The sequence below is a fragment of the Bacillus niameyensis genome (genome assembly GCF_001375535.1).
GTDB lineage: Bacteria > Bacillota > Bacilli > Bacillales > Bacillaceae_C > Lederbergia > Lederbergia niameyensis.
The window spans coordinates 3,142,182-3,155,929 of the sequence record NZ_LN831197.1 but is presented as its reverse complement, the minus strand read 5'-3'; the positions used below and the strand labels follow the sequence as shown (position 1 = coordinate 3,155,929).

Below are 13,748 nucleotides of genomic sequence, written 5' to 3'. Positions count from 1 at the left end.
TATAAGGGTGATTGCTATGCTAGATATACAGAATTTATCGAAAGTCTATGAAACAAAAACCGGGACAGTGACTGGTGTAGATAATGTTTCACTTACGATCGCTGAAGGGGAAGTTTTCGGAATTGTTGGGTATTCAGGCGCGGGAAAGAGTTCGCTGCTGCGTTGTATCAATTTACTTGAGCGGCCAACGAGTGGCAGTATCGTTGTAAATGACCGTGATATAACAAAATTATCGACGGAGGAACTTCGAAAAGCGCGATTAAAAATCGGGATGATTTTTCAACACTTCCATCTCATCAGTCAGAAAACAGTCGGTGATAATATTGCTTTTGCATTAAAAGCCGCGCGGGTACCAAAGGGGAAAAGACAAGAACGAGTTAAAGAATTACTATCTATGGTCGGACTTTCGGACAAGATTGACGTTTACCCATCCCAACTTAGTGGCGGGCAAAAGCAACGAGTCGGGATTGCGAGAGCACTAGCAAATAATCCTTCTATACTACTTTGTGATGAAGCTACTTCCGCTTTAGATCCAAACACGACACTTTCAATCTTACATCTATTAAAAAAGATAAATCGCGAACTAAATATAACCATCGTTCTCATTACTCACGAAATGGATGTTGTAAAAGAAATTTGTGATCGTATGGCGGTCATGCAAGATGGTCGGGTTATTGAGGAAGGTTCTGTATATGATATTTTTTCCAATCCAAAAACAGCGTTAGCGCAAGAATTTATAAGCAGTGTTGTCTCTTTTCATGTACCGGATGCCATTTTGAAAGAAGTGAAGGGCAGTCTTGTAAAAGTTCTTTTCAAAGGGAAGGTCGCTGGACAAGGGATCATTTCCGATACAATTGCAAAATATCATGTGAGAGGAAACTTTTTACATGGAACGATTGAATATATTCAGGATCAGCCGCTTGGTCTTTTCCTAATGGAATTAAATGGTGAACAGGCGAATGTTGAGAAGGCAATTGCCTATATGGAAGAGCGCGGTGCCCATGTGGAGGTGATCGACAATGTCCTTTGACTTTCAACACTTTGTAGAAATGTTACCTGATATATGGAAAGCCTTTGGAGAAACGCTTTATATGATCAGTATTTCTATCGGAATAGCGATTGTTATCGGTTTACCACTCGGTATTATTTTGTTTAGTACGAGTCAGGGACTATTTTTACAAAATCGCTACGTCAATGCGATTCTAGGCTTTATCTCAAATTTAATTCGTTCAATACCATTCATCATTTTGATCGTTGCCTTAATTCCTTTAACGACATTTATTGTTGGGAATCCATACAGACCGACTGGGGCTTGTGTTGCCTTATCAGTCGCCGCAATTCCATTTTTCGCGAGAGTTGTAGAAACAGCCTTACGGGACATTGATAAGGGCGTCATTGAGGCAGCTATAGCGGGCGGTGCTACGCCTTGGATGATCATTACAGATGTATTACTGCCTGAAGCACGCTCAAGCATTGTGCAAGGCATTACTTTAACATTAATCAGTTTAGTTGCTTATTCCGCTATGGCGGGCTTTGTCGGCGGTGGAGGTATCGGGGATTTGGCGATTCGCTTCGGTTATTATCGCTATGATGACACGATTATGATTTCAACTGTCGTAATTCTTATTATTCTCGTTCAGTTCTTACAAATAACTGGCGATTTAATTGCAAAAAAGATAGATAAAAGATAAGGGGAGAAAATAATGAAAAAGTTTTTACTCGGTATTTTAGCTTTAGGACTTGTTGTAGCTTTAGCTGCTTGTGGAGATAAAAGTGGGGATAAACAAGATGAAAAGTCAGTTAAACTGGGAGCAACTCCAGGACCTTATAGTGATATGTTAAACAAGGCGATCAAGCCGGAGCTCGAGAAAAAGGGCTATAAAGTAGAAGTTCAAGAGTTCAGTGACTATATTCAGCCAAACAATGCGTTAAACACAGATACTATTGATGCAAACTTATTCCAACATACGATTTACCTTGAGAATTTTGAAAAAGAAAATGAAATGGATTTATCTGCTTTGATTACCGTTCCAACAGCACCGATGGGGATTTACTCAAATAAATTTAAATCAATCGAGGAAATTGAGGACGGCGCTACGATCGCCATTCCAAACGACCCATCCAATGCCGCTCGTGCATTCTTAGTTTTGAAAGATCAAGGCCTTATTGAATTAGATCCAAATGCGGAAGAACTAAAAGCTTCGGAGAAAGATGTCGTGACAAATGTTAAGAATTTGAAGTTCCAGCCAATGGAAGCAGGTGCTTTACCAAGAGCTGTAGAAGGAACTGATCTAGCCGCAGTCCCAGGAAACTTCGCGTTAGCTGCTGACATGAATTTACTAGACGCTTTAGCTCTTGAAAATATGCCTGACCAATATCGTAACGTCGTAGCAGTTAAAGCTGATAACGAAGACTCACAATTAGCGAAAGACCTTGTAGAAATCGTCAAATCTGCTGAATTCGAAAAAATCATTGACGAACAATTCGAAGGCTTCGGAAAGCCAGAATGGATGAAATAACTAGATTCGGGGCGTGCCTGGCACGCCCCGAATTTTGTCGAATTACGCAAGTTTGATGGCTAATTTTTTGAGTGCCATCGTTATTCTTTCGAGTCTGGGATTATTCTTTTGACTTGTATAGATAATTTTTCAAGTTTGGCTGTTATTCTTTTGACTTCCATCATTATTTTTTTAAGTTACCTTTTTATAGCAGATACTTATTTCTAAATAGGAGATGTTGCACATATGGAGGAGATCATTGTTCGCGGTGCCCCTGCTGAATACATTTGTAAAATAGGCGTTCTAGATAAATTGGAAGAACGCTTACTCGAAAGAAATATCCACCGTGTTTTACTTGTTACAGGCAAGAAATCTTGGAATGCCGCAAACTCCTTTTTCCCAACCTTCACATCAATCCAAAGCGAGCATGTCGAATACGGCGGGGAATGCACATTGGAAGAAATGAATAGACTTGCTAACTTCGCAAATGAATTCGAAGCTGATGCGATTATTGGAGTTGGTGGCGGGAAAGTGCTTGATACGGTAAAAGGAGCAGCCCACCTTTGTAATATTAAAAAAGTGTTGATACCGACACTCGCTTCGAACTGTGCGCCGTGGACGCCACTCAGTGTTATCTATAATGAAGAAGGCGCCATGACCCACTATGAAATATATCCATCTAGTATCGACCTATTATTAATTGAACCTCGCATTCTCGTCAATGCTCCTGTTTCAATACTTATTGCAGGAATTGGTGATACGTTGGCAAAGTGGGTGGAAGCGGATGTTATCATTAGTCAACTGCCCGCCATGTCTATGCCAGTTAAGATTGCTTATGACACGGCAAAACTATGTGCGGATGAAATGCTTATGCATGGAGAGGCTGCTGTCAAGGCTGCTACGGAAAAGGAAGTTACAGATAACTTTATTCGTGTGGTTGAGACGATTATCATGATTGGCGGAATGGTCGGTGGGTTTGGTGACCAATATGGCCGGATTGCGGGAGCCCATTCTGTTCATAATGGATTAACCATTGTACCCGAATCTCACTCCATTTTGCACGGAAATAAAGTAGCCTATGGCATCTTAGTACAACTTGTCTTAGAAGGAAAGTTTGAAGATGTAAAACTTTACGGAGAATTTTACGACAAACTTGGTTTACCAAAACGATTGCAGGATCTCGGAATAGCAGAAAAGTGGGTTAATGCAATTGCCGAACAAACTGTCCGCCCGAACGAATCGATTCACCTAATGAAGGATAGCGGTGTCACGGCAGAAGAAGTCGCGAGTGCTATCCGAACTCTCGAAGGTGCCTGGCACACCCCGAATTTTGTCGAATAAGTGATGTACAATGACGCTCAGAAGTAATCTTCTGAGCGCCTTTTAATTGTTTATGAGATAGGAATATAACGATAAAAATAAAACAATAAGTGATAAATATCTATTGACGAGGGTATATAGTTATGAAGGCTAAAAAAGAGCTTGGTTTCGATCCAAGCTCTTTTTGTATGAACCTTACATACCCAATATTATTCTGTTATACCTCTCCAAATCCTCCGTAAAACACTGTCTCATCCCGATCAAGCATCTTTTTTTCCTTTGGATTTTCTGCCGGGAACCCGAGACCTAATACAGCGACTACTCGTCGGTCAGCTGGAATATTTAAAGCTTCGCGTACATGCGTTTCCCGAACTCTTGACTCTTCAGCATCTTCAGAATGATAGACAGCTCCAAAACCAACGCCTACACCTAAGTCAGCAGCCGTTAACCAGATAAATGCACAAGCAATCGATGCATCTTGCAACCAGTATTTACTTACATCAGGTCGACCCGTTATAACAATGGCAGCTTGTGCACTGGACATCCACTTCATGAAAGGTGTCGTTTTCTCTAAGTGATCCAACTTTTCTCGATCTTCAATAACAACAAATTCCCTAGAAAGTAAGTTATTTCCTGATGGAGCATAATAAGCGGCGTCTACAATCTCTCCAAGTAACTCATTCGGAATCTTTTTATTAATAAAACTTGTAATCTCTCTCCTTGAGCGAATTACGTCCAAAACTGACATATAGGGCCTCCTTAGATAATATTTGAAACGTTCAACTACTACTTAGACAAATCCTACCTAACATCTTGGATTTAAGTCAAGTAACATAGTTTTCTTAATCAAATATATGCACTTGGAATTCCTTCAATTATCTTATTTCCCTGACAAATATAGACCTAACTGTGACAGCAAAGCACTTCCTACATATGTTCCGGTAAAAACAAACACTGCAACAATCGCAACCTTCCAAGATGTTTTCCGCAAATCAACTAGTCGATCTGCAACTGAGATTCCGGCAAATGTCAAAATAGGTGTTGTTATTGAAAGGAAATCTACCGCAGCGATCGCTTTGACAAAAAAGTCAGAAGTCATGCATAGCACAAGAGAGGTGATCGATACCCAGCCTAAAACTGGAAAATCACGAATAACTTTTACTGGTGTTTTTTGCGCTAAATCCGATATTGCAATGCCGATCATTGAAAAAGCCCAGAGTACAGTCAATCCAGCAATCGTCATCATTGAAATTTCTGTAGAATCGGGATTCTTCAACAACTTGATCCCTTGTGTAAATAAGATCAGTGACACACTTAAAAGAAGAATTAAACTAAATTTAATATATTTATTGGATAACAAGGACATTATTTCTCACCTCTCACCATAAGTCTATACATAAATTTTTGTAGCGGAGCAGCCAAAAAGACCATTGTAAAAGTTCCTAGGAAACTCGTTAATAATTGACTGGCTGACGCATATGCTCTGATTGTCTCTCCCATCTCAGGCATTCTCGCAACCAAAGTAGAAGAAGCGGCAGTCATCATACTGCTCGATCCAACCCCAGACGCCATGGCGAGCGCTTCAACGCGGAATCCCAAATCCAATAAAATTGGTGCAAAGACGCTAAAGAAAATCGCGCCAAATAGAGTTCCAATAATATAAAGAGATAGAACACCCCTACCTTCTGGTGATTCTAAAGTGTATTTCTCAGAAATATAGGCAAGTTCTCCTTCACGACCAATCCCAAGTGTAGCTCCGATTGCCTCCCGTCTTAGCCCGATTAAGAGAGCAATTGGCAGACCCAAAACAACCGTACCAAGATTTCCGATTTCCTGAATTAAAAATACCCAGCCAATACTTAAAATTTCTTGCAATTTCGGCGCAACATCTGCACCATAGCGTGCCATTAATGGCAACATAATAAAAATCAAATACGTACTAGCAAAATTGACATTCTCTTTACTATATACTTTCTTGAAAATACCTTTTCTAAATAACCCAATTCCCAGTATCATCGTAATCAAAATAGCAAAAACTAACGGCAATAACCCTATATTAAATTTTCCAAGAGGGATCGTCTGAAAGCCTATGAATTCAGCTATCATGATGACAATCAAGACAAAAATTAGTAAAAAAATAAAATTCCGTTTCATCCATACACTCTCCCATTAGTCCACAATAGACTGAATTAATTTTTCATATTCAGAAAAAGATCTTTTATACAGTTTCGACTTATCGATCCTTCCACTCAATTTTACTAATACTTCGGATAAAAACTCCGGAAAAATCTCGAACAAAAATTCGGGATCAACATCAATGAAGTCATCGCCATGAATCGTTCCAGTAAACCCGCTATGCCCTATTTGAATGCAAGGAATCATAAATGATAAGTCACCAATATCTCCGCCAGCACTTATGGCATTATTGTCAAGCAGAACATCAATACGATCATTCTCCTGAAAAGTTTCTCTCACAAACTCAGACAGATAACGATGTTGCTTGAATGGTAGATAGCCCATTTTCGTCGTAATATTCACTTCCCCTTGAAGCGCCATGGCACTTCCTTTAGCAGCATCGTCAATTCTTTTAGTTGCCTCTTTTATATACTCAACTGATTGTGCTCTCAAATCTGTTCCAACGACAATTCTGTTCGGAATTACATTCGTTGACATGTCCGAGTCCATTACAATTGGATTGACGCGCACCATTTCACTATCTTTAAACTGCTGTCTAGCTAATCCAATCGCGACATTAAAGAGTGTAGACATGCTATATGCATTTTTGGAGGAAAATGGGTCGAAGCCTGCATGTGTTGCCTTTCCAGTAAATTCGTAATATTTATAAAGGAATCCGGCCAATGCTGTATTAATATCAATCGTCCGCTTTTCAAATTCGCCACCAATGGCATGGACACAGATCGCACAATCGATATCATCGAATACACCTAGCTTCATTGCTTCTGGCTTTCCACCGTAATAAGAAATTACGCCATCCTTCAACAACTTGTCCCGATAAGTGAGATCCAAATATTCCTCCGCTGGTACAAAAACAAATACAAGTTGGTAATCAAAAGATTCAAACATCTTCGACTGAAATAGATACTTATAAAGGGATAAAGCGATAGCTACCTGTGTATAATGCCCGCAATTATGAGCTGCTCCCGTATCAGAATCTGCATTTCTATGGGTTGGGGCGTAAACCGCGTCCAGTTCAGCAATAAAGGCAACCTTTAATTCCTTTCCATCACCTAAACTTGTCTTCAACCCTGTCGTACTAAACTCTTCTAGTTCAATCTCTGGATTCACACTTTTCAGAAAGTCAACTACAGTTTTCTTTGTCTTCTGTTCTTTATATCCTAACTCCGGATTATTAAAAATCGTTTCGGCCATTTCTTTGATTTCATCATATTGTTCTTTAAACATAATGAATTCCTCCTTAAAGTACTTTATCATCTTACTACAAAAACACTAATAATAAAATGGTTTTCTACTATTTTCGACAAATTTCTTCGATAAAAGACGAACGTTATATTGATACAAGATACGAATCATTCGATTTGGCAATATCTACGTTCAAACAGGTGCCTGGCACGCCCCGAATTATGTCGATTTTTCCAAGTGAAAAGGTTCAGCCAAAATGACTGAACCTTCTCAGAAAAATTATTTTACGTAATTTGCCATGGAGGTAATCTCCACTTTATCTGGTTGACTAGGTACGAAAGCAGACTCGCCATTACTACGGGCATAGAAAGTAACCTTCTTCGGAATACCTGGGAGTAAATCAAAATAGTTATCTGAGAAAACTCCTTCTACTTCTGCATCAATCCACACATTTTTTGCTAACACATTAGTCTCTAAAATAAATTCAGATCCTCCACTGCCTTCGATCTCTCTCCATGAAATTTCCGGTGTAGTAAGTTGAATGTCCTTCATTGATACAAAATAGTGCTCTTTATCATCCATAACATAGCCATCTTTTTCAAGCGTCGCATAAAGAACAACATTATTTGCTTCATAGTCTTTCAATAAATCCCCAACAAGGATAGATTTGACGATTGCAGATGTGTTGCCCCCAATGGCAACGTCCTTACTTATCTCTTCTAACAATTTCCCATCTAAATCATACAATTTTACAAATAACGTTCCTGTAACCTCTTCGAGTAGATCCGAAACAATATAAAAATCTAGCTTTTCCTCTGTTCCATCAATGGCAAGCATCACATCACGATAACTTCTTTTCGCAGTATATTGCAATGCCTTCCAACGGCCGTAGTAATCCATACTTGACCATGAAGCGACTGGCCAACAATCGTTCATTTGCCAATACAGTGTTCCCATACAGTATGGCTTTCTTGTTCTATGTGCCTCGATCGCCATTTTAATCGCATCTGCCTGTTGAATATGACTCATGTACAAGAATGAAGGAAAGTCCTTCGGTTCCTTATAATACATGTCCATGTATTCTTTAATAAGCTGATTTCCACGCCCATTTTTTTGGTGATGGAGCATAACATCTGACTCTAGCTCTAGATCCTCTTCTTGCGCATAAGTTCTAACCGTTTTCAACTCAGGGAATGACTGAAAGCCATATTCACTCATGAAACGTCCAATCACTTTTTTATAATCCTCAAATGGCTTGGCTTCGTGCCACACTCCCCAATAATGCATATCGCCGCTCGTGGTGCTTGAATGTTGTCGATCATCTCCTGTCAGCTCACTCATAGGAGATGATGGCCAATAATCCATTTTCGGGGCAAATTGGTTGATGGCTTCTGGTAACATGTGATGGAAGATTTCCTCATACTCATACCAAATCTTCTCGCGAATTTCTGCAGAATATTGCTGTTTCCAACCCCAGCCACGCTTTTCTACATATTGTGCCCATGCATAATCCATTTCATTATTTCCACACCATAGCGCAATAGATGGGTGATTTCTCAAACGCTTTATATTATCTTGGGCTTCAACCCTCACGTTTTCAATAAAGTCCTTATCCCCAGGGTACATACTGCAAGCAAACATGAAATCTTGCCAAACCAAAATCCCATATTCATCACATAAATCATAGAACTCATCATATTCGTAAATTCCGCCACCCCAGACACGCAACATATTCATATTCGATTCTGCGGCACTAGCAATCTCATGGCGATATCTTTCATACGTGATGTCGGTTACAAAACTATCATTCGGAATATGGTTGGCACCTTTAGCAAAAACTGGTACGCCATTCAATTCAAAGTAAAAACCTTTCCCAACTTCGTCTTTCTCCCGTACTACACGAATGGAGCGCAATCCAGTTCGCACTGATTTCTCTGCCAAAACTTCCTTATTTTCAACAAATTTCGCCAAAAAGTGATAAAAGTTTTGTTCACCAAGTCCGCGAGACCACCAAAGTTTAGGATTGTCGATTTGAAAATCCCACTCTAGTGAATGAGAACCTTTTTGAATTTGAACTTCTTTCTCCAATTGCAGCCCTTCAGCAGATAAAAGCAAAGAACCTTTCCAATCTTGATCAGCTTCAACTTCAATTACTGCTTTTACTATTGCCTTTTCAGCCGTAACTTCTTTTTGCTGAATGAATAAATCTGTAATTCGAACTCCTGTCCAGCCTTCAATGCGAACGTCTTTCCAAATTCCGCTCGTAACAAACCTTGGACCCCAATCCCATCCATAGTGGTAAGGCGCTTTTCGAGCAAACACACTAATCCGCTTTTCGCCTAAGCCACCATCTTCAGAGTGGTCATTTCCTGCTGGAAGATCATAACCAAGCGCCTCTAATTTAGGGAGATCTTCTTGAATAGGTGAACGGAAATATACTCGTAATTGGTTATCCTTTAATTTAGCGTATGGTTTAATATCCGCCTTCCAGATGCGAAACATATTATAAGCCGACAAGATTTGTTGACCGTTTAGATAAACATCTGCATAGGTATCTAACCCGTCAAAGATAATTTCCAAATTCTCGTTATTAAAAAGATCCTCCGAAAGATCGAAAGTAGTTTCATATTCCCAATCTTTTTTGTCAATCCATTGTACATCCAACTCATCTTTCCCATAAAAAGGATCGGAGATTTTTTGATTGGCCAATAAATCTGTATGTACACAGCCAGGCACCTTGGCAAGGAGCCACTCCTCAGAGTCATTCTGTTTAAAGCGCCAACCCTCTGAAATCAACATGCTGTCCGTCATTTTTCTCCCCCTCGTAAATTCCTGTAAACGGTTCTATTATATCGACTTTTTAAAAAATATACTAATGATAAGAGGATAACCGTTCCTCCAGATTGCGAATTTCTTGAATATAGCTTGCCAAACTACTATAAGAATCCACTATTTACCTTTCTATATTGTCCTGGTGTCATTCCGACTTGAGTTCGAAATAGCCTGATAAAATAATTATAATTATCCACCCCTAGATTGACACAAATTTGGGATATGGATTCGTCAGTATAAATAAGCATCTTTTTAGCTTCTTCAATACGAAGGAACTGTAAATATTGAAGGGGCGTCTTACCGGTATGTTTTTTAAGACATCGAGACAAATACTCGGTATTAAAATGAAATTCTTTTTCAAGCTGTTTTAACTGAAACGGCTTGCCAATGTTTCGTCGTAAGTAGTCTTCAATTTGATGACTTAGCATGAGAGATCGTGAAATGCTTGTTTCTCCTTGTACACCATGCTGAAGCCAATTTTGTATGTGTGTAAATAACTGGATCATTAAGCTTTGCAACAATAATGCGTTGCCTTCATTTAACTTATTCTGAACAATTAACATCTCCTCAAGAATAGGTAAAAAGGGCGCTGGATCAATTGTAGCCCATTTCGGAATAAACATACGTTGTTTGCTAGGCACTCTATCTTGATCTGTACCAACTGGTAGCGGAGTTGACCAAGAAATTTCATTATATTCTATCCTTGAAGTTGGCAGCGGATGATAAAAGTGAATCCAATATATTTCAGTTTCCTCTTCGCAAGGTTTAAAACCTACATGTGTATGCCCGGGCTCAAGCACAAGCATCTTATTTTTGCTAATAGTATAAAGTTGGTCATCCTCCTTCATATAAAGTTCTCCCTTCATAACTAGGAGCATATCAAAAACATTAAAACACCTTTCCAAATGTTGCTCACCTTTAGCCCAAACCGCATGACCTATCGTAATAAATTGTGGTAATGGTGGAATCGAAAGTTGAATTAGTTTCATGCTACGCCTCCAATGAAACCGTTTAAATTAATATATCCAGACTATATCATAAAATAGTCGATTTTGTGCTATATAAAATCTAGAATCTTCTATTTTGTCAGTCTTATATATTCCTATAATAAATGGAGATCTACAATTACTTAAAGAAGGGGTATCTAAAATATGCGATTTAGACAAGTGCATTTAGATTTTCACACATCCGAAAAGATTGATGGAATAGGATCTAATTTTTCCAAGGATCAGTTTCAAAGTATGTTAAAAAAAGGATGTATAGACTCCATCACAGTTTTCTCAAAATGTCACCATGGTTGGGCCTACCATCCTTCTGAAAAAAATGAAATGCATCCAGGACTTGAATTCGATTTACTTGGTGCAATGATTGAAGCTGCTCATGAAATTAATGTTCGTACACCCGTGTATATTTCCGCTGGATTTGATGAGAAATTGGCGAGAAGGCATCCAGAGTGGTTAATAAGAAACCGAGAAGACAAGGCCGGGGGAGGATTTATGGTACCAGGCTATCATGAATTCTGTATGAATACTCCTTATTTGGATATTCTTCTAGATCAAATAGAAGAAGTTGTTCAAAATTATGACGCAGATGGGATCTTCCTTGATATTGTCGGAGTCCGCAAATGTTATTGTCAATATTGCGTTAGTGAATTAAGAAGTAAAGGTAAAGATCCACGTGATGAACAATCTGTCATACAGTTAGGAGAAAAAACATTCCAAAATTACACTACAAAAGTAAGAGAGCGCATTCATAGCATTAAGCCTGATATGCCAATATTTCATAATAGTGGACATGTACGCAGAGGCAGGAGGGATCTTTTACATGTAAATACCCATTTAGAATTAGAATCTCTCCCAACTGGCGGCTGGGGTTATGATCACTTCCCTGTATCTGCTCGCTATGCACAACCCATTGGTTTAGATTATTTGGGAATGACAGGGAAATTTCATACGACATGGGGAGAATTTGGTGGGTTCAAGCACCCTAATGCATTACGCTATGAAACCGCGCTAAGCATTGCTAACGGAGCACGTTGTTCCATAGGTGATCAGCTTCACCCAGATGGATTAATGGATGAGTCCACATATTCACTTATCGGAGAAGCGTATAGCCAAATAGCAAAAAAGGAACCTTGGTGTATAAATGTAACAAATGTTGCCGATGTTGGTTTACTCTCATTAGAGGCAGTGGAAGAGCAAGGTTTAAATAACTATAATTCAGGGGTAACTGATGCTGGAGCTGTAAGGATATTATTAGAAGGCAAGATACTTTTTGATGTTTTAGACTTAGAATCCAATTTTTCACGATATAAAGTGATCATTTTACCAGATCATATTGTTACTTCACCAGAATTAGAGGCGAAGTTGAAAAAATATGTAGCCTTAGGTGGGAAAGTGCTCGCTACAGGGAAATCCGGGATAAATAGTGCAGGACAGTTTAGTATTGATTTTGGAGCTTCATGGATTAGCGAGAACCAAAATAGACCCGATTATTATCGACCTTTATATCGTTACGGGAGTTTTGAACCGACCGCATTTGTTTTTTATTCTCAAGGAGAGAAGATTGAACTAAATGGCGGTGAAGAATTAGGAAGAAGAGAGAACTCCTATTTTAATCGCGATGTATTTTCTTTCTGCTCCCACCAGCATACCCCAAATTCTAAAGAAAATGGTGGACCTGGTATGGTAGAGGGGCCCGACGGCATTTACATTGCTTGGAAAATATTTGATGAGTATGCGACAAAGGGTAGTCTCATTTTGAAAGAAACCGTTCTTTACGCCCTTAATCGTCTACTTGGGGAGCAGAAAACGATTCATACTACTCTGCCAGCTCAAGGTATTACAACGATCCAACATCAGGAAAGTGAAAACCGCTTCATCAACCATCTTCTTTATGCTTCACCAGTAAAACGAGGTGATGGAGTCGAGGTGATCGAAGATATCATTCCGTTATACAATATTAAAGTAAATTTGAAAACGTCGAAGGCCATTAAAAGAGTTTATTTGGCTCCTGAAATGACGGACATCGCATACAACCAAGAAGGGGATCAAATAACGTACAGTCTTCCTCAACTGAATTGTCACCAAATGGTAGTTTTGGAATATTAAAAAATTCGCGAAAACAACAGACCAATTTACAAGCATTTGGTCTGTTGTTTTATATTAGAACGTCAATTTATACCCTAACAATCCTCTAATGGAGGTTTATGAAGAGGTGGTATGATGATCCAGCCTTTCTCCTTTAACAATCGAAGAACTTTTGCACCGAACGCCATTTTCTGTGTGTGCATCTGTCCAAACATCATCGCAATATCTTCTCGCAAAGATTCACCAATGATCGTGCTGCAAGCGACTAGCCCTGCTGCAATATCTGCTGATAAAGAGGCTGCTATTTCTTGGTCCATAAACCGTGCTCCAACTGGAATATCTTCTAAGTTCGTTTTTGGTCTTTCTGGGGGTGTAGGTGGCAGTCCAACACCATTATCTTTCAGCAAAGTTTCCATCTGCTTAACTTCTTGTTGTTTCATCTTCACTGCTTCCTCAAGCAAATCCTTAAGGTCATCGTCACCTGTATGATTGATATGTGTCTGATAACAAGCGATCATTCCTTTGGCTGCTGTTAGAGAAGACCAAACCCCAAAAACCTCTCCATAATGCATCGGTTCATACTTTGGATTCCCAGTTAGAATTCCCATAATAGCCCCCATTATCTATA

The 13,748-nt window shown here is 39.2% G+C and carries 12 protein-coding genes; 5 read left to right on the top strand and 7 right to left on the bottom strand.

From position 1 onward, the window contains the following. Window positions 1–16 precede the first annotated feature (16 nt). The 4 genes from BN1243_RS14905 to BN1243_RS14890 all read left to right on the top strand — a co-directional run bounded on the left by BN1243_RS14905 (window position 17) and on the right by BN1243_RS14890 (window position 3,839). On the top strand, window positions 17–1,030 hold the full coding sequence (locus BN1243_RS14905) for a methionine ABC transporter ATP-binding protein (RefSeq protein WP_062108068.1): 1,014 nt from the start codon (window positions 17–19) through the stop codon (window positions 1,028–1,030). Then, entirely contained in the window at window positions 1,020–1,691 is a 672-nt protein-coding gene (locus tag BN1243_RS14900; protein ID WP_062108066.1) for a methionine ABC transporter permease, read from the top strand. The genes BN1243_RS14905 and BN1243_RS14900 overlap by 11 nt, the downstream gene beginning before the upstream one ends. Window positions 1,692–1,703: 12 nt before the next feature. Further along, window positions 1,704–2,519 (top strand): MetQ/NlpA family ABC transporter substrate-binding protein, encoded by an 816-nt coding sequence (locus BN1243_RS14895; RefSeq protein ID WP_062108065.1) that lies wholly within the window; start codon window positions 1,704–1,706, stop codon window positions 2,517–2,519. Window positions 2,520–2,744: 225 nt separating this feature from the next. Beyond that, the gene (locus BN1243_RS14890; protein WP_062108063.1) at window positions 2,745–3,839 is read left to right on the top strand and encodes an iron-containing alcohol dehydrogenase family protein; all 1,095 of its coding nucleotides are present in this window, start codon (window positions 2,745–2,747) and stop codon (window positions 3,837–3,839) included. A gap of 196 nt (window positions 3,840–4,035) precedes the next feature. Here the strand turns inward: BN1243_RS14890 and BN1243_RS14885 are convergent, their stop codons facing one another. The 6 genes from BN1243_RS14885 to BN1243_RS14860 form a co-directional block, all read right to left on the bottom strand. Continuing rightward, on the bottom strand, window positions 4,036–4,566 hold the full coding sequence (locus tag BN1243_RS14885; protein WP_062108061.1) for a nitroreductase family protein: 531 nt from the start codon (window positions 4,564–4,566) through the stop codon (window positions 4,036–4,038). 132 nt (window positions 4,567–4,698) lie between these two features. Next, window positions 4,699–5,184: a hypothetical protein gene (locus BN1243_RS14880; RefSeq protein ID WP_062108059.1), complete on the bottom strand. Its 486-nt coding sequence runs from the start codon at window positions 5,182–5,184 to the stop codon at window positions 4,699–4,701. Then, entirely contained in the window at window positions 5,184–5,972 is a 789-nt protein-coding gene (locus BN1243_RS14875; protein ID WP_062108057.1) for a DUF3100 domain-containing protein, read from the bottom strand. Before BN1243_RS14875 ends, BN1243_RS14880 begins: the two co-directional genes overlap by 1 nt. A gap of 15 nt (window positions 5,973–5,987) precedes the next feature. Next, the gene (locus tag BN1243_RS14870; protein ID WP_062110658.1) at window positions 5,988–7,244 is read right to left on the bottom strand and encodes a M20/M25/M40 family metallo-hydrolase; all 1,257 of its coding nucleotides are present in this window, start codon (window positions 7,242–7,244) and stop codon (window positions 5,988–5,990) included. A 234-nt stretch (window positions 7,245–7,478) separates the two neighbouring features. Beyond that, window positions 7,479–10,010: a beta-mannosidase gene (locus BN1243_RS14865; protein WP_062108055.1), complete on the bottom strand. Its 2,532-nt coding sequence runs from the start codon at window positions 10,008–10,010 to the stop codon at window positions 7,479–7,481. Between the two features lie 125 nt (window positions 10,011–10,135). After that, complete coding sequence (locus BN1243_RS14860; protein WP_062108053.1) at window positions 10,136–11,020, bottom strand: helix-turn-helix domain-containing protein; 885 nt, start codon at window positions 11,018–11,020, stop codon at window positions 10,136–10,138. Window positions 11,021–11,182: 162 nt separating this feature from the next. Here BN1243_RS14860 and BN1243_RS14855 point away from each other — a divergent pair, with 162 nt between their 5' ends. Continuing rightward, window positions 11,183–13,141, top strand: a complete 1,959-nt coding sequence (locus tag BN1243_RS14855) for an alpha-amylase family protein (protein WP_062108051.1) — start codon at window positions 11,183–11,185, stop codon at window positions 13,139–13,141. Window positions 13,142–13,215: 74 nt separating this feature from the next. Here BN1243_RS14855 and BN1243_RS14850 read toward each other — a convergent pair whose 3' ends face one another. After that, the gene (locus tag BN1243_RS14850) at window positions 13,216–13,728 is read right to left on the bottom strand and encodes a DUF3231 family protein (protein WP_062108048.1); all 513 of its coding nucleotides are present in this window, start codon (window positions 13,726–13,728) and stop codon (window positions 13,216–13,218) included. Window positions 13,729–13,748: the final 20 nt, after the last annotated feature.

What these genes read in the sequence shown, in the direction of transcription:
- BN1243_RS14855 (WP_062108051.1), top strand. Translation starts at nt 11,183, where the DNA reads ATGCGATTTAGACAAGTGCATTTAGATTTTCACACATCCGAAAAGATT.
- BN1243_RS14865 (WP_062108055.1), bottom strand. Translation starts at nt 10,010, where the DNA reads ATGACGGACAGCATGTTGATTTCAGAGGGTTGGCGCTTTAAACAGAAT.
- BN1243_RS14850 (WP_062108048.1), bottom strand. Translation starts at nt 13,728, where the DNA reads ATGGGAATTCTAACTGGGAATCCAAAGTATGAACCGATGCATTATGGA.
- BN1243_RS14900 (WP_062108066.1), top strand. Translation starts at nt 1,020, where the DNA reads ATGTCCTTTGACTTTCAACACTTTGTAGAAATGTTACCTGATATATGG.
- BN1243_RS14860 (WP_062108053.1), bottom strand. Translation starts at nt 11,020, where the DNA reads ATGAAACTAATTCAACTTTCGATTCCACCATTACCACAATTTATTACG.
- BN1243_RS14895 (WP_062108065.1), top strand. Translation starts at nt 1,704, where the DNA reads ATGAAAAAGTTTTTACTCGGTATTTTAGCTTTAGGACTTGTTGTAGCT.
- BN1243_RS14885 (WP_062108061.1), bottom strand. Translation starts at nt 4,566, where the DNA reads ATGTCAGTTTTGGACGTAATTCGCTCAAGGAGAGAGATTACAAGTTTT.
- BN1243_RS14880 (WP_062108059.1), bottom strand. Translation starts at nt 5,184, where the DNA reads ATGTCCTTGTTATCCAATAAATATATTAAATTTAGTTTAATTCTTCTT.
- BN1243_RS14890 (WP_062108063.1), top strand. Translation starts at nt 2,745, where the DNA reads ATGGAGGAGATCATTGTTCGCGGTGCCCCTGCTGAATACATTTGTAAA.
- BN1243_RS14875 (WP_062108057.1), bottom strand. Translation starts at nt 5,972, where the DNA reads ATGAAACGGAATTTTATTTTTTTACTAATTTTTGTCTTGATTGTCATC.
- BN1243_RS14905 (WP_062108068.1), top strand. Translation starts at nt 17, where the DNA reads ATGCTAGATATACAGAATTTATCGAAAGTCTATGAAACAAAAACCGGG.